The sequence below is a fragment of the Streptomyces sp. NBC_01275 genome (assembly GCF_026340655.1).
GTDB lineage: Bacteria > Actinomycetota > Actinomycetes > Streptomycetales > Streptomycetaceae > Streptomyces.
Window position 1 is genome coordinate 8,559,735 of sequence record NZ_JAPEOZ010000001.1, and the last position, 15,130, is coordinate 8,574,864.

13 protein-coding genes are annotated in these 15,130 nt (G+C 72.2%); 9 read left to right on the forward strand and 4 right to left on the reverse strand.

Translation table 11 applies throughout. From position 1 onward, the window contains the following. Window positions 1-25 precede the first annotated feature (25 nt). The gene (locus OG562_RS37595) at window positions 26-1,450 is read right to left on the reverse strand and encodes an aldehyde dehydrogenase (RefSeq protein ID WP_266406045.1); all 1,425 of its coding nucleotides are present in this window, start codon (window positions 1,448-1,450) and stop codon (window positions 26-28) included. A gap of 116 nt (window positions 1,451-1,566) precedes the next feature. Between OG562_RS37595 and OG562_RS37600 the strand changes: the two genes are divergently transcribed. The 4 genes from OG562_RS37600 to OG562_RS37615 are packed head-to-tail and all read left to right on the forward strand — an operon-like array spanning window position 1,567 to window position 6,117. Then, entirely contained in the window at window positions 1,567-2,844 is a 1,278-nt protein-coding gene (locus OG562_RS37600; RefSeq protein WP_266406047.1) for an aromatic ring-hydroxylating dioxygenase subunit alpha, read from the forward strand. Between the two features lie 31 nt (window positions 2,845-2,875). Then, window positions 2,876-3,205: a hypothetical protein gene (locus OG562_RS37605; protein WP_266406049.1), complete on the forward strand. Its 330-nt coding sequence runs from the start codon at window positions 2,876-2,878 to the stop codon at window positions 3,203-3,205. Next, entirely contained in the window at window positions 3,205-4,464 is a 1,260-nt protein-coding gene (locus OG562_RS37610; RefSeq protein WP_266406051.1) for an amidohydrolase family protein, read from the forward strand. Before OG562_RS37605 ends, OG562_RS37610 begins: the two co-directional genes overlap by 1 nt. 54 nt (window positions 4,465-4,518) lie before the next feature. Further along, window positions 4,519-6,117, forward strand: coding sequence for a GMC family oxidoreductase (locus OG562_RS37615; RefSeq protein WP_266406052.1), 1,599 nt, complete (start codon window positions 4,519-4,521; stop codon window positions 6,115-6,117). Between the two features lie 105 nt (window positions 6,118-6,222). Here the strand turns inward: OG562_RS37615 and OG562_RS37620 are convergent, their stop codons facing one another. From OG562_RS37620 to OG562_RS37630, 3 genes are read right to left on the reverse strand one after another with little or no spacing between them, the layout of a single operon-like run. Next, window positions 6,223-6,978 (reverse strand): alpha/beta hydrolase fold domain-containing protein, encoded by a 756-nt coding sequence (locus tag OG562_RS37620; RefSeq protein WP_266406054.1) that lies wholly within the window; start codon window positions 6,976-6,978, stop codon window positions 6,223-6,225. Next, window positions 6,968-7,687 carry an enoyl-CoA hydratase/isomerase family protein gene (locus OG562_RS37625; protein ID WP_266406056.1) on the reverse strand — a complete coding sequence of 240 codons (720 nt, stop codon included), beginning with the start codon at window positions 7,685-7,687 and terminating at the stop codon, window positions 6,968-6,970. Before OG562_RS37625 ends, OG562_RS37620 begins: the two co-directional genes overlap by 11 nt. A gap of 1 nt (window position 7,688) precedes the next feature. Next, complete coding sequence (locus OG562_RS37630; protein ID WP_266406057.1) at window positions 7,689-8,762, reverse strand: ferredoxin--NADP reductase; 1,074 nt, start codon at window positions 8,760-8,762, stop codon at window positions 7,689-7,691. A 118-nt stretch (window positions 8,763-8,880) separates the two neighbouring features. On the opposite strand from OG562_RS37630, the gene OG562_RS37635 reads away from it, so the two are divergent. Genes OG562_RS37635 through OG562_RS37655 form a run of 5 tightly spaced genes read left to right on the forward strand, consistent with a single transcriptional unit; the run spans window position 8,881 to window position 15,130 of the window. Further along, window positions 8,881-10,455, forward strand: a complete 1,575-nt coding sequence (locus tag OG562_RS37635) for an AMP-binding protein (RefSeq protein WP_266406058.1) — start codon at window positions 8,881-8,883, stop codon at window positions 10,453-10,455. Window positions 10,456-10,492: 37 nt separating this feature from the next. Beyond that, a complete protein-coding gene (locus tag OG562_RS37640) occupies window positions 10,493-11,671 on the forward strand; it encodes an amidohydrolase family protein (protein ID WP_266406059.1) in 1,179 nt (392 codons plus the stop codon). Beyond that, complete coding sequence (locus tag OG562_RS37645; RefSeq protein WP_266406060.1) at window positions 11,668-13,110, forward strand: FadD3 family acyl-CoA ligase; 1,443 nt, start codon at window positions 11,668-11,670, stop codon at window positions 13,108-13,110. Before OG562_RS37640 ends, OG562_RS37645 begins: the two co-directional genes overlap by 4 nt. Beyond that, complete coding sequence (locus OG562_RS37650; protein WP_266406062.1) at window positions 13,107-14,684, forward strand: methylmalonyl-CoA mutase family protein; 1,578 nt, start codon at window positions 13,107-13,109, stop codon at window positions 14,682-14,684. The genes OG562_RS37645 and OG562_RS37650 overlap by 4 nt, the downstream gene beginning before the upstream one ends. Next, complete coding sequence (locus OG562_RS37655) at window positions 14,684-15,130, forward strand: cobalamin B12-binding domain-containing protein (RefSeq protein WP_266406064.1); 447 nt, start codon at window positions 14,684-14,686, stop codon at window positions 15,128-15,130. The genes OG562_RS37650 and OG562_RS37655 overlap by 1 nt, the downstream gene beginning before the upstream one ends.

The window sequence follows — 15,130 nt, forward strand, 5'->3', positions numbered from 1 at the left end:
CGTCTCCCTACTCTCCGTAAAACGTTCAGTACAGGCGTGCGCTGACGGTCTTGAGCTGGGCGTACTCGTGCAGGGCGGCCAGGCCCTTCTCGCGTCCGTAGCCGCTCTGCTTGTAGCCGCCGAACGGGGTCTCCACGGTCAACGGGCCTCCGTTGACAGCGACTTGACCGGCGTCGATGCGCTCGGCCAGGCGCAGCCCGCGGGCCAGGTCGCCGCTCCACACCGCGGCGACGAGCCCGTAGTCGGTGTCATTGGCGAGGGCGAGCGCGTCGGCCTCGTCGCGGAAGGGCAGCGTGACCAGCACCGGCCCGAAGACCTCCTCGCGGGCCAGGCGCGCGCCCGGGTCGACGCGGGCGTACACGGTGGGCCGTACGTACAGTCCACGGGCCGCCGGGCCGTCGGTGTACGGGCCGCCGCCGGTCACCGGGACGGGCGAGTCGGCGTCCGTGAGGAAGCCGAGGACCTTCCGGTACTGCGCCTCGGTGATCAGCGGGCCGAAGTCCACGCCGGGCCGGAGCTTCTCGACGGCGGCGACGACCCGGTCCACCACCTCGTCGTGGACGCTCTCCTCCACCAGCAGCCGGGTGGCGGCCGAGCACACCTGCCCGGAGTTGGCCGCGAGCGCCGTCACGACCGCGTCGACCGCACGGTCCAGATCCGCGTCGGCGAACACCAACAGCGGTGACTTGCAGCCCAGTTCGAGGGTGAGCGGGACGAGCCGGGCCGCCGCGACGCCGGCCAGCAGCCGTCCGGTGGCCACCGATCCGGTGAAGGCGAGCCGCCGTACCCCGGGATGCGCGGCGAGCGCGGCGCCCGCCTCGGGCCCGGTGCCGGTGACCACGTTCAGGATCCCGTCCGGCAGCCCCGCCCGGGAGGCGAGCCGCGCCAGGCGCAGGGTCGAGACGGAGGTGAACTCCGAGGGCTTGGCCACCACCGCGTTCCCCATCGCCAGCGCGGGGGCGAGGGCCCGGCACGCCTGGTTCAGGGGCAGGTTCCACGGGGTGACGACCCCGACGACGCCGTACGGCTCGTAGCGCGTGTACGTGTGGACGCCCGCGCCCTGCTCGATGACTCCGCCCTGTCCGGCGGCCCGTACGACGCCCGCGTAGTAGCGGAAGTACTGCGCCGACAGGTCGATCTCCAGGCGGAGTTGGGCCGTGACCTTGCCCGTGCACGCCCGCTCCAGCCGCATCAGCGTCTCGGCGTCCTCGGCGATCAGGTCGGCGATTCGGTGCAGTACGGCCCCGCGCGCGGCGGGGGAGAGGTCGGCCCACTCGCGCCGGGCCCGCTCGGCGGCCGCCACGGCCCGGTCCACGTCGGCCGGGCCGCCCGCGGCGATCTCGTCGCCGCGCTCGCGGGTGGCCGGGTCGAGCGTGGGCAGCCAGGCCCGGTCGGCCGGCTCGGCGTCCTCGCCGTCGATCCAGTGCTGGTGGCGGGCGGTGGCGGTCACGTGGGTCCTCCCTCGGCCTGCGGTGAGAGCTGTACTGACGATAAGCGGAAACGGTATTCTCCTCAAGAGAGATCACTGTTATCTTGGCGGGGTCAACCGACCGGAGGTTCCGTTCCATGGCGCACTTCCCGAAGCCCTCCGAGGGCAGCTGGACCGAGCACTTCAAGATCGACACCGAGCCGGTCTCGTACGCGGACTCGATCTCACCGGAGCACTACGAGCTCGAACGCGACGCCATCTTCCGCCGGACCTGGCTGAACGTCGGGCGCGTGGAGCAACTCCCGCGCAAGGGGAGCTACTTCACCAAGGAGCTGGACGCCGCCCGTGCATCCGTCATCGTGGTGCGCGGCACGGACGGGGAGGTGCGCGCCTTCCACAACGTCTGCCGGCACCGCGGCAACAAGCTCGTGTGGGACGACTTCCCCCGCGAGGAGACCAAGGGCAACTGCCGCGCCTTCACCTGCAAGTACCACGCCTGGCGCTACGACCTCGAGGGCAAGCTCACCTTCGTCCAGCAGGAATCGGAGTTCTTCGACCTCGACAAGTCGCGCTACGGGCTGCTGCCGGTGCACGCCGAGGTGTGGGAGGGCTTCATCTTCGTCAACCTCGACCCCGACAACACCACGTCACTGAAGGACTACCTCGGCCGGTTCGGCCAGGGCATCGAGGGCTACCCGTTCCACAAGCTCACCCAGGTGCACAAGTACCGCGCCGAGATCGGCAGCAACTGGAAGCTGTTCATCGACGCGTTCGCCGAGTTCTACCACGCGCCGATCCTGCACTCCGGCCAGTACGTGGCCGACGAGGCCGCCAAGATCAAGAAGTACGGCTACGAGGCGCTGTCGTACGACATCGACGGCCCGCACAGCATGGTCTCCTCCTGGGGCGGCATCGCCCCGCCGAAGGCCCGGGCGATGGTCAAGCCGATCGAACGGGCCCTGCGCAGCGGCCTGTTCGGCCCCTGGGAGGAGCCCGACATCGGGCTCACCACCGAGCAGCTGCCGCCCGCGATCAACCCGACCCGCAGCAAGGTCTGGGGCATGGACTCCTTCGTGTTCTTCCCCAACTTCATGCTGCTGGTGTGGCGGCCCAACTGGGTGCTGACCTACCACTACTGGCCCACCTCGCACCACACCCACATCTTCGAGGGCACCGCCTACTTCGTGCCGCCGCAGAACGCCTTCCAACGGCTCCAGCAGGAGCTGGCGGTGGTGTCGTTCAAGGAGTACGGACTGCAGGACGGCAACACCCTGGAGGCCACCCAGACCATGCTGGAGTCGCGCACGCTGGACGAGTTCCCGCTCTGCGACCAGGAAGTGCTGCTGCGCCATCTGCACACCACCGCGCGGAAGTTCGTGGATTCCTACGCCAAGCAGCCGTCCACCGCGTCCTGACGTCCAGCGAGCAGACAGGGAGATCCCCGACATGGCCAACGTCTTTCCCGCCGACTTCGCCGCGCTCGAACCGTACGCGGACTGGGCGCTCCAGGGCGAGCGCGCCCGCTACGCCAAGCGGGTCGCCAGCTCCATGGAGGAGCTCCAGGCCTTCTACGACGTGGCGTTCCCGCTCCTGGACAAGGGGACGGAGTATCTGGAGAAGGTGACGCTCGACGGCATCGGCGACGAGGACAAGCACCTGCTGTGGGCGTTCTGCTCCCTGGTGACCGTCGCCTTCCCGGTGGAGGCGTGGGGACAGCCGCGCGTCCCGGACAGCGGACCCTCCAGCATCGACGCCGTCGTCGAGCCGGTCGTGTGATGGCCGGACGTGAGGAGCGGCCGCCGGTGCTGCTGCGCGCGGCCCGGCTGCTCGACGTCGACAAGGGCGAACTCGTCGAGCCCGGCGAGCTGTTGGTGGTGGGCGAGCGCATCGCCGAGGTGGGGCGGCCGGCCCGGCTGCCCGAGGACACGGTGGTGCACGACCTCGGGGACGTCACCCTGCTGCCGGGCCTGATGGACATGGAGGTCAACCTCTTCCTCGGCGGCCCCGACCACCGCAGTCCGCTCATCCCGGTCCAGGAGGACCCCGCCGTACGGACCCTGCGCGCGGTCGCCAACGCCCGCCGTACGCTCCACCGCGGCTACACGACCGTACGCAACCTCGGTCTGTTCGTGCAGACCGGCGGCGTGCTCCTGGACGTCGCGCTGAAGAAGGCGATCGACCTGGGGTGGGTGGAGGGGCCGCGGATCGTGCCCGCGGGGCATGCGATCGCCCCGACCGGCGGGCATCTCGACCCGACCATGTTCCAGGCCTTCGCCCCCGGCGTGCTGCCCCTCACCGTGGAGGAGGGCATCGCCGACGGGGTGTCCCAGGTGCGCAGGGCGGTCCGTTACCAGCTCAAGTACGGGGCCCGGGTCATCAAGGTGTGCGCGTCCAACGGGGTCATGTCGCACACCGGGCCCGCGGGCGCCCAGCAGTACTCGGACGAGGAGCTGCGCGCCGCCGTCGACGAGGCGCACCGGGCGGGCGTGAAGGTCGCCGCGCACTGCATGGGCGACTCGGCGATCCGGTCCGCCGTCGAGGCCGGCGTCGACTGCATCGAGCACGGCTTCCTCGCGAGCGACGCCACCCTCGACCTGATGGTGGAACGCGGCACCTTCCTGGTGGCCACCACCTATCTGACCGAGGGCATGAACACCGAGCACGCCGACCCGGCCCTCCAGGCGAAGGCCGCCGAGGTCTTCCCGCGCGCCCGGGAGTCCACCGCCCGGGCGATCCGGCGCGGCGTCAGGATCGCGCTCGGCACCGACGCGCCCGCGATCCCGCACGGCCGGGGCGCCAAGGAGCTGCTCGCCCTGGCCGAGAGGGGCATGCGCCCGCTGGACGCGCTGCGCGCCGCCACCGTCGTCGCCGCCGACCTGATCGACGCCGACGACCGGGGCCGGCTGAGGGAGGGCCTGCTCGCGGACGTCGTCGCCGTGCCGGGCGACCCGCTCGCCGACCTCTCCGTCACGGAACAGGTGTCCTTCGTGATGAAGGGCGGACAGGTCTACCGGGACGACCGGCGCGGCGCCTGACCGGTGAGAGCCGAGTGAGTGCAGTGAGAGTGCAGTGAGAGTGAGGAGGCTGCGATGTACGACTACGTCGTCGTCGGCGCCGGATCGGCGGGGTGCGTGCTGGCCGACCGGCTCTCGCGCGACCCCGGGGTGCGGGTGCTGCTCGTCGAGGCGGGCGGCGCCGACCGGCACCCCTATCTGAGAATCCCCAAGGGGGTCGGGAAGCTGTTCGGCGACCCCGCCTTCTCCTGGCACTACCGCACCCGCCCGCTGCGCGAGGGCGGCAACCCGGAGGTGTGGGTGCGCGGCAAGGTGCTGGGCGGCTCCAGCTCCGTCAACGGCATGGTCTACAACCGGGGGAGCCGGGCCGACTGGGACGCCCTGGAGCGGCTCGGCAACCCCGGCTGGGGCTGGGACGCGATCCTGCCCGCCTTCCGCGCGATGGAGGACAACGCGCTGGGCGCCACGGACACCCGGGGCACGGGCGGCCCCCTGCATGTGTCCGGTGTCCGCGACCCCGACCCGCTCTGCGACGAACTCGTCGCCACCGGCGGGGCGTTGGGCCTGCGGACCGTCACCGACGTGAACGAGGACGACGGCGAGCGCATCGGCTACGCCATGGCCACCGTCAAGGCCGGCCAACGCTTCAGCGCCGCCCGCGCCTTCCTCCGCCCGGCCCGCTCCCGCCCCAACCTCGCCGTCGCCGTCGGCGCCACCGCGCTGCGCGTCCTGTTCGACGGCGACAAGGCCGTCGGCGTCCGGGTGCGCACCGCGGGGGGCGCCGAGGAGGACGTACGGGCCGCCCGTGAGGTCGTCCTCAGCCTCGGCAGCCTCGGCACGCCCAAGCTGCTCCAGGTCTCCGGCGTCGGCCCCGCCGACGTCCTGCGGTCCGCCGGCGTCGACGTCCGCCTGGACCGGCCGCAGGTCGGCGCGCGCCTGCGCGAACACCGGTGCCTGGCCCTGCGGTTCCGCCTCAACGCCCCGCTCGGCGTCAACCGCCGCCTCGCCACCCCGGCCGCCCGGGCCCGTACCGGGGCCGGCTATCTCCTCACCCGCAAGGGCCCGCTGGCCCGGCCCGCCTACGACGTGATCGGCTTCCTCAAGACCCGGCCGGAGCTCGACCGCCCCGACGCCGAGGTCCTGCTCGCCCCCTGGTCCCTCGGCGCGCTCGCACCGGGCAAGCCGGCGGCCGTGGAACGGGAGCCCGGGGTGTCCGCCTGCGCGATGGTGCTGCGGCCCACCTCGGAGGGGTCCCTGGCGATCACCTCGGCCGACCCGGACGGCGGCCTGGACATCGACCCCGGGTACTGGCGCACGGCCCACGACCGCCAGGTCGGCGTCGATCTCTTCCGGCGGCTGCGGGAGTTCTTCGCGGCCGAGCCGATCGCCTCCCGGATCAGACGGGAGACGTTTCCCGGGCCGGGCGTGGAGAGCGACGAGGAGATCATCGGCTCCTCTCTCGACGGCGGCTACTGCGGCTTCCACGCGATCGGCACCTGCGGGATGGGCGCCGCGCCGGACGACGTGACCGACGCCCGGCTGCGGGTCCGCGGGGTCGACGGTCTCCGGGTCGTCGACGCCTCCGTACTGCCCGTGATGGTCGCCGGGAACCTCAACGGGCCCGTGATGGCGATGGCCTGGCGGGCGGCGGGGTTCATCCTCGACGAGAGCTGAGACGCGAGTCGGGCCGGGCCGGGACGGGACGCGAGTCGGGGGGGCCGGGGCGCCCCGGACCCCCCGGCGGCCTGGACGGCCTCCTCGGCAGGTTCCTCGGGCAGTTCAGACGCGGGACGGGCTGAACGCCGGCCCGCGCTGCGGGCTGCCGCTCGGACGCCGCACCCGCAGGAACTCCGCCATCGCCTCCACCTGCCGCATCCCCTGCGCCGAAGCGTCCTCGTAGACCCGCAGGTCCACGGCCACCCCCGAATGCGCCGCGCGGGTGGCGAACGACAGGGCGTCGTCCAGCAGGACCTCCGTGCCCGCCGCGTGCAGCTGGATCGGCGGCAGCCCGTGCAGATTGCCGTGCAGCGGGCTGAGCAGCGGGTTGCTGCGGGACGCGGCTCCCGCGTACGCGGCCGCCCGCACCGGCAGCGACTCGGCGTCCACCGTGCGGTCGGCGGCCGCGTTGAGCAGCAGACTCGGCGCGTCCAGAGTGAAGTCGAGGAGCGGGGAGGCGAGCACCGCGCAGGAGGGCGGCGCGGCGCCCTCGTCGCGCAGCCGCAGCAGCAGTCCGGCGGCGAGCGCCGCGCCCAGCCGCTTGCCGGCCACCGCCACCGCGCCGCCCTGGGCCCGGCAGTGCTCCCAGGCCGCGTACACGTCGTCGAGCGCCTGCGGGAACCGGGGCCGGTAGCGGGCGCAGACCACCGCGTACCCGGTGGAGCGGGCCAGCTCGCGCGCGGTGGGCAACGCGTCCTGCGGGGTGCCCGCGAGCCGCGGGTCCCCGTGCAGAAACAGCACCGTCTGCTCCACGGCGCCCTGGCCGGGTCGCACCTCCGGCCCGAACGGACCTTCCTCGACGCGGACTTCACTTGCCACGGGACATCACCCTCTCGGCCGCTTCCCAGTGTTCGTCGGCAACCCACAGCCGGGCGAAGGCCGCGGCGGCCTCCTCCGGAGCGCGCGCGAGGGTGACCAGTCTCTTGATCTCGCGGGCCTGCTCGGTGGCCAGTCCCCGCGCCAACTCCCGCCAGGCGGCCGGGAATCCGGCGCGCGGCAGGACCACGTCGACCAGGCCCGCCCGCTCGGCCTCGGCCGCGTCCAGCACCCGGCCGGAGCCGGCCAGCAGCAGCGCCCGCCCCGGACCCACCAGTCGGGCCAGCCGCTCGGCTCCGCCCCAGGCCGGCACGATCGCCAGCCGGGACTGGGTGAAGCCGATGCGGACGTCCTCGGCGGCGACGCGGACGTCGGCGGCGACCGCCACCTCCGCGCCCCCGCCCAGCGCGTGCCCGTTGAGCGCGGCCACGACCGGCCCCGGGAACGCGGCGATCCGGTCGCACACGGCCCGCATCCGCAGCGCCATCGCGGCCGCTTCCGGCTCGGTGCGCAGCCGCGCCAGCTCCTTCAGGTCGCCGCCGGACACGAACGCCCTGTCGCCCGCCCCGGTGACCGCCAGCGCGAGCGCGCCCTCGGCCGCGTCCAGGGCCTTCTCCAACTCGGCCATGGTGGCCAGGTCGATGGCGTTGCGGGCGTGCGGCCGGTCGATCGTGACGACGGCGAGACCGTCCTCCAGCTCCAGTTCCACCATGTCAGTCCTCGTACTCCACGGTCACGTCCGGTGCGGTCGGCTCGGCCTGGCAGGTGAGCACATACCCCTCGGCGACCTCGTCGGCGTCGAGGGCGTTGTTCACCCGCATCTTTGCTTCCCCCGCGGTGAGCCGTGCCATGCAGGTGGCGCAGTCCCCGGACTCGCAGGAGAAGGGCGGGGTGAAGCCGGCCCGGCGGGCGCTCTGCAGCAGGGACTCGCCGGGCCGCAGGGGCACGGAACGCCGCTGACCGCGCAGAACGACGGTGACCGAGCCCGCGACGGGAGCGTCCTCGGGTACGGGAGCGTCCTCGGGTACGCGAGAGTCTTCTGGTACCCGAGAGTCCTCGGGTGCGGGAGCGTCCTCGGGTACGGGTGTGTCGCTCACCGGAGCGAACCGCTCGACGAAGACGCGCGCCCCGGCCACCCCGTGCGCGGACAGGGTGTCCTCGACCAGCGCCATGAAGGGCTCCGGCCCGCAGAGGTAGAAGTCCGCCGGGCCGTCGGCCAGTTCGAGGATCTCCTCCCGGGTGACCAGACCGTCCCGGTCGTCGAGGTGGTGGCGCAGGGTGAGCCGTCCGGGACGGCGGCCGGCGAGCGCGTCCAGCTCAGCGCGGAAGATCGCGTCCGGTGCGCTGCGGTGGGCGGCCAGCAGCCGCACCGGTCGGCCGGTCGTCGCCAGCGCGCTCTTGACCAGGGAGAACACGGGCGTGATCCCACTGCCCCCGGCGAAGGCGACGAGCGGCCGGACGTCTGCGTCGCTGTCGCCGCCGTCGCCGCGCAGGCAGAAGGATCCGCTCGGCCCGCTGGCCTCCAGCACGTCCCCCGGCCGCAGCTCGTCGTGCATCCAGCCGGAGACCAGCCCGCCCGGCACCCGCTTGACGGTCACGCACAGCTCCCCGTCCGTGTCGGGCGAGCTCGACATCGAGTAACTGCGCAGGGTTCCGCACGCCTTGAACGTCAGGAACTGCCCGGCCCGGTAGGGAAAGCCGGCGTCGAGGGCGAAGGTGCGCACATCCGGCGTCTCGTCGACGATCCGGGTGATCCGCACCGGATGGAAGCCGTGGTCACGTGCCATGTATGGAACTTACCTTCTCGCTGTGCGAGAGTGCAATTCTCGTGCAGTGCTCTCATGCAGTGCTCTCATGCGGCGCTCTCATACAGCGCCCTCATGCAGCGAGGAGGCGATCCCTGTCATGCCGACGTTCCCTTCCGGCGCACTGCGGTCGGTGCCGCCCGAACTGGTCGAGCGCTACGAGTCCGAGGGGTGGTGGACCGGTGAGGCCCTGGGCGACCTGCTGGCGAAGGGGCTCGCCGCGGCGGGCGGGACCGAGTTCCGTGTGCACTCCGAGGTGCGGCCCTGGACGGGCACGTTCGCGCAGGTCGAGCGGGTGGCCCGGCGGCTGGCCGGCGGACTGCGGGCGCGCGGCGTGGGGCCCGGCGACGCGGTGGTGATGCAGCTGCCCAACTGGATGGAGGCGGCGGCCGTCTTCTGGGCCTCGGCCTTCCTCGGCGCGGTGGTCGTCCCGGTCGTGCACTTCTACGGCCCGAAGGAGGTCGGCTACATCGTCGAGGCCGTCCGCCCCAAGGCCTTCTTCGCGGCCGAGCGCTTCGGGCGCCTGGCCTTCAGCCCCGAACTGTGCGCGTCCGTGCCGGTCGTGGGCGTCGTCGGCCGGGACTTCGACGACCTGCTCGCCGACGAGCCGCTGGCCGGCGTTCTTCCCGTCGACCCGGACGCGCCCGCCCTGATCGCCTTCACCTCCGGCACCACCCGCGACCCCAAGGGCGTGATCCACAGTCATCGCACCCTCGGCTTCGAGACCCGCCAACTGGCCGCGAGCTACCCGCCCGACCGGGGCAGGCAGTTCACGGTCGCCCCGGTCGGCCACTTCATCGGCATGGTCAACGCCTTCCTGATCCCCGTGCTCGACGGCGCCCCGGTCAACCTCGGCGACACCTGGAACCCCGCGCAGGCCCTCGCGCTGATGAAGGACGAGGGGCTGACCGTCGGAGGCGGGGCGACGTACTACATGACGAGCCTGCTGGACCACCCCGACTGCACGCTCGAGCACCTCGCCCGGCTGCGCTACGCCGGCCTCGGCGGCGCGTCCGTCGCCTCCGCCGTGACCACCCGGCTGGAGGGCCTGGGGATCAGGGTGTTCAGGGCGTACGGCTCCACCGAGCACCCCTCGGTGACCTGCACCCCGTACGACGGAACGGCGGCGAAGCGGCTGCACACCGACGGAGTCCCGCTGCCCGGCGTGGAGTTGAGGCTCGCGAAGGACGGCGAGATCCTCACCCGCGGCCCCGACCTCTGCCTCGGCTACACCGACCCCGCGCTCACCGCGGCCGCGTTCGACGAGGACGGCTGGTACCGCACCGGAGACATCGGCGTCCTGGACCCCGCAGGGTGGCTGTCGATCACCGACCGCAAGTCCGACGTCATCATCCGGGGCGGGGAGAACATCAGCGCCCTGGAGGTCGAGGAGATCCTGCTGGGCCTGGCCGGGGTGGCGGAGGCCGCCGTCGTCGCCGTACCCGATCCCCGGCTGGGGGAGCGGGCCGTGGCCGTGCTGCGGATGCTGCCGGGCTGGTCGGCGCCGGTCCTGTCCGAGCTGCGGCTGCACTTCGAACGGGCGGGGCTGGCCCGGCAGAAGTGGCCCGAGCGGGTCCACCGGGTCGACGACTTCCCGCGCACCCCGAGCGGGAAGGTCAAGAAGTTCGTGCTCCGGCAGAAGCTCGGCGAGGACATTGCCACTCCCCTCAAGTGAGAATACGATTCTCGCGATCAGTGAAGGAGGATCTCTCATGCCCTCTCGCGACGTCGCGTATCCGCTCTTCGACGCGGACAACCACCTCTACGAGACCCAGGAAGCGCTCACCAGACACCTCCCCAAGGAGTACGACGGGGCCATCGAGTACGTGACCGTCCGCGGCCGCACGAAGATCGCGATCCGCGGACAGATCAGCGAGTACATCCCGAACCCCACCTTCGACGTGGTAGCCCGCCCGGGCGCCATGGAGGAGTACTTCAAGGTCGGCAACCCGACCGGCAAGACCCGCCGGGAGATCTTCGGGGAGCCGATGCGCTCGGTCCCCGCCTTCCGCGAACCCGCCCCCCGACTGGAGCTGATGGACGAACTCGGCATCCAGCGCAGCCTGATGTTCCCCACCCTCGCCAGCCTCATCGAGGAGCGGATGAAGGACGACCCGGAGCTGATCCACGCGGTCATCCACGCCCTCAACCGGTGGCTCGACGAGACCTGGGGCTTCACCTACAAAGACCGCATCTTCACGGTCCCCGTCATCACGCTCCCCATCGTCGAGAAGGCGATCGAGGAGCTGAACTGGGTGGTGGATCGCGGGGCGCGGGCGATCCTGATCCGCCCCGCCCCCGTCCCCGGCTTCGGCGGCGCCCGCTCCTTCGCCCTCCCGGAGTTCGACCCGTTCTGGAAGCGGGTGGTGGAGACCGGCGTCCTGGTCGCCTTCCACTCCTCCGACTCCGGTTACGCGAACTACGCCAACGACTGGGAGGGCAACAAGCGCGAGTTCCTGCCCTTCAAGCCCAACGCGTTCCGGCAGGTCAACGAGTGGCGGCCGATCGAGGACGCGGTGACCTCGCTGATCTGCCACGGCGCGCTCTCCCGCTTCCCCGAGCTGAAGGTCGCCGTCATCGAGAACGGCGCCTCCTGGGTGGAGCCGGTGCTCAGCCGGCTGGCCGACGTCCACAAGAAGATGCCGCACGAGTTCCGCGAGGACCCGGTCCAGGTCTTCAGGCGGAACATCCACATCAGCCCCTTCTGGGAGGAGGACATGGCCCGGCTGGGCGACCTCATCGGCATCGAGCGGGTCCTGTTCGGCTCCGACTACCCCCACCCCGAGGGCCTCGCCGACCCGCTCACCTACGTCGACCACCTGGTCAAGCTGACCGAGGAGGACAAGGCGAAGGTCATGGGCGGCAACCTGGCCCGGCTGATCGACGGATGACCACGACCGTGCCGTGGCACAGCATCCCGGAACTGGTGCGCAGCGCGGCGACCCGCTTCGGCGACGCCGAGGCCGTCGTCGACGGCGACACCCGCCTCACCTTCTCCCAGCTCGCCGAGCAGGTCCGGCGCACCGCAGGGGCGTTCGCCTCCGCGGGCGTCGGCCCCGGCGACCGCGTCGCGCTGTGGGCGCCCAACTCGGCCGAGTGGATCGTCGCCGCCTTCGGCCTGCTCACGGCCGGCGGAGTGCTCGTCCCGGTGAACACGCGGTTCCGGGACGAGGAGGCGCACGACATCGTCGTACGCGGCAAGGCGAAGGCCCTGCTCGTGCAGAACGGCTTCCTGGGAAGGGAGTTCACCGGTCCGCCCGGGGTGCCCGTGATCGACCTCAAGACCGACGGGTTCCTCGGCTCGGGCGAACCGCTGGAGGTGGAAGTCGGCGAGGACGACCTGGCCGACATCATCTTCACCTCCGGCACGACGGGCCGCCCCAAGGGCGTGATGACCACCCACGGCCAGACGCTGCGCCTGTACGCGGAGTGGTGCGAACTCGCCCAACTCCGCACCGGCGACCGCTACTTGACGGTCAACCCCTACTTCCACATCTTCGGCTACAAGGCGGGCCTCGTCGCCTCGGTGATCCGGGGCGCGACCGTTCTGCCGATGGCCGTGTTCGACGTCGAGCGGGTGCTCGAGCTGGTGGAGAAGGAGCGGGTGACCGTCCTGCCCGGACCGCCGACCCTGTACCACTCGCTGCTGGAGGCGGGCGGCGGGCGCGATCTGTCCTCGCTGCGGGTCGCGGTCACCGGCTCCGCCGACATCCCCGTCGAGCTCGTCCGCCGTATCACCACCGAACTGCCCTTCCGGCACCTGATGACGGGCTACGGCCTCACCGAGGCCGGCACCGTCACCGCCTCCCGCCCCGGCGACCCCTACGAGGCCGTGGCCACGACGGTCGGCAGACCCTGCGAGGGCTTCGAGCTGCGCATCGCGGGCGACCAGGAGGTCCTCGTCCGCGGGTACGGCGTGATGCGCGGCTACCTCGACGACCCCGAGGCCACCGCCGAGGCGGTGGACGCCGACGGCTGGCTGCACACCGGCGACCTCGGGGAACTGGACGACGCGGGGCGGCTGCGGATCGTCGGCCGCAAGAAGGACATGTTCATCGTCGGCGGCTTCAACGCCTACCCGGCCGAGATCGAGGGTTTCCTGCTGAGGCATCCGGCGGTCGCGCAGGTCGCGGTCGTCGGCGTGCCCGACGCCCGGATGGGCCAGGTCGGCAAGGCGTTCGTGGTGCCGCGCGGCGAGGTCACCGAGGCGGAGCTGATCGCGTGGGCGCGCGAGCGCATGGCCGGGTTCAAGGTGCCCCGGCAGATCGAGTTCCGCACGGAACTGCCCCTGACCGCCACCGGCAAGGTGATGAAGGACCAGTTGTCATGAGCGACGACCCCCGCACCCCGTCCGGCATCCCCCTCAAGCCGGTCTACGGCCCCGCCGACCTCCCCGCCGCCCCGCCCGCCCCGGGCGACTTCCCCTTCACCCGCGGCAACTACCCCACCGGCTACCGGGGCCGGACCTGGACCCTGCGCCAGTACTCCGGCTTCGGCACCCCGGAGGAGTCCAACCGCCGCTACCGCTACCTCCTCGAACAAGGCGGCACGGGACTGTCGGTCGCCCTCGACCTGCCCACCCAGTGCGGCTACGACTCCGACGACCCCGAGTACGGCGACGAGGTCGGCCGGGTCGGCGTCGCGATCGACACCCTCGCCGACGCCGAGATCCTCTTCGACACGATCCCCCTGGACCGCATCAGCACCAGCTTCACCGTCAACGGCACCGCGGCCATCCTGCTCGCCCTGTACGTCGCCGCCGCCGAGAAGCGCGGCATCCCGCGCGCCCGGCTCACCGGCACCATCCAGAACGACATCCTCAAGGAGTACGCCTCCCGCGGCACCTGGATCTGGCCGCCCGAGCCGTCACTGCGGCTCATCGCGGACACCATCGAGTTCTGCGCCGCCCAGGCCCCCCGCTTCAACGCGATCTCCGTCGCCGGCGCCCACTTCCGCGACGCGGGCGCCAACGCCGTCCAGGAGATGGCGTTCACGCTCGCCGACGGGGTGACGTACTGCGAGACCGTCCTCGAGCGCGGCCGGATGACGATCGACGAGTTCGCCCCGCAGATCTCCTTCTTCTTCTACACCCACGGCGACTTCTTCGAGGAGATCGCCAAGTACCGTGCGGGGCGCAGGCGTTGGGCGACGATCGTGCGCGAGCGGTTCGGGGCGCGGACCGAGAAGGCGTCCATGTTCCGCTTCGGGTGCGTGGCCGGCGGCGCCTCGCTGTACGCGCCCCAGGCCCGCAACAACACCGTCCGCGTCGCCTACGAGGCGCTCGCCTCCGTCCTCGGCGGGGTGCAGTCGATGTTCACCGCCGCCTGGGACGAGCCGTTCGCGCTGCCCAGCGAGGAGTCCACCACCCTCGCCCTGCGCACCCAGCAGATCCTCGCCCACGAGACGGGCGTGGCGAAGGTCGCCGACCCGCTCGGCGGCTCGTACTTCGTGGAGGCCCTCACGGACGCCACCGAGGAGCGCATCGAGCGGATCATGGCCGACCTGGAGGCGCGCGGCGGCATGGTCCGCTGCATCGAGGACGGGTATCTGCAGGGCCTGATCGCGGACGAGGCGTGGCGGCTGCACCAGGAGGTCGACTCCGGCCGGCGCCCGGTCGTCGGCGTCAACCGCTTCACCGCCGAGGAGCCCCCGCCCGACCTGGCCACCTACGAACTGGACGCCGAGGGCCGCGAACGCCAGCTCAAACGCCTGGCGCGGGTGAAGGCGGAACGCGGCGCGGCCGACGTGCGCGCCCGGCTGGCGGAGCTGAAGCGGGCCGCAGAAGGAGACGTCAACCTGATGGACCCGCTGATCGCCTGCGCCAACGCCTACTGCACGGTGGGGGAGACGGCCGGCGCGCTGCGCGAGGTGTGGGGCGAGTTCCGGCAGCCGGTGGTGTTCTGATGGACCGTCAACGCAAGCGTGGACTCAACGCCGACGCGTCGACGGCGCCGGTCCGGGTCCTCGTCGCCAAGCCCGGCCTCGACGGCCACGACCGCGGCGCCAAGCTGGTCGCGCGCGGGCTGCGCGACGCCGGGTTCGAGGTCGTCTTCACCGGCATCCGGCGCCGCGTCGACGACATCGCCGCCACCGCCGTGCAGGAGGACGTGGCCCTGGTCGGGCTGTCGATCCTGTCCGGCGCGCATCTGGCCCTGACCCGGCGGACGGTGGAGGCCCTGCGGGCGGCCGGCGGAGACGACATCCCCGTCGTCGTCGGCGGCACGATCCCGGCGGGAGACGTGGCGAAGCTGCGCGAGGCCGGGGCCACGGCCGTCTACCCCACGGGCACCTCGCTGGACGCCATCGTCGCGGGCATCCGCGCCCTGACCGCCCCCAACCCGGAGGACTGA

What these genes read in the sequence shown, in the direction of transcription:
- OG562_RS37600 (WP_266406047.1), top strand. Translation starts at nt 1,567, where the DNA reads ATGGCGCACTTCCCGAAGCCCTCCGAGGGCAGCTGGACCGAGCACTTC.
- OG562_RS37605 (WP_266406049.1), top strand. Translation starts at nt 2,876, where the DNA reads ATGGCCAACGTCTTTCCCGCCGACTTCGCCGCGCTCGAACCGTACGCG.
- OG562_RS37610 (WP_266406051.1), top strand. Translation starts at nt 3,205, where the DNA reads ATGGCCGGACGTGAGGAGCGGCCGCCGGTGCTGCTGCGCGCGGCCCGG.
- OG562_RS37615 (WP_266406052.1), top strand. Translation starts at nt 4,519, where the DNA reads ATGTACGACTACGTCGTCGTCGGCGCCGGATCGGCGGGGTGCGTGCTG.
- OG562_RS37625 (WP_266406056.1), bottom strand. Translation starts at nt 7,687, where the DNA reads ATGGTGGAACTGGAGCTGGAGGACGGTCTCGCCGTCGTCACGATCGAC.
- OG562_RS37630 (WP_266406057.1), bottom strand. Translation starts at nt 8,762, where the DNA reads ATGGCACGTGACCACGGCTTCCATCCGGTGCGGATCACCCGGATCGTC.
- OG562_RS37635 (WP_266406058.1), top strand. Translation starts at nt 8,881, where the DNA reads ATGCCGACGTTCCCTTCCGGCGCACTGCGGTCGGTGCCGCCCGAACTG.
- OG562_RS37640 (WP_266406059.1), top strand. Translation starts at nt 10,493, where the DNA reads ATGCCCTCTCGCGACGTCGCGTATCCGCTCTTCGACGCGGACAACCAC.
- OG562_RS37645 (WP_266406060.1), top strand. Translation starts at nt 11,668, where the DNA reads ATGACCACGACCGTGCCGTGGCACAGCATCCCGGAACTGGTGCGCAGC.
- OG562_RS37650 (WP_266406062.1), top strand. Translation starts at nt 13,107, where the DNA reads ATGAGCGACGACCCCCGCACCCCGTCCGGCATCCCCCTCAAGCCGGTC.
- OG562_RS37655 (WP_266406064.1), top strand. Translation starts at nt 14,684, where the DNA reads ATGGACCGTCAACGCAAGCGTGGACTCAACGCCGACGCGTCGACGGCG.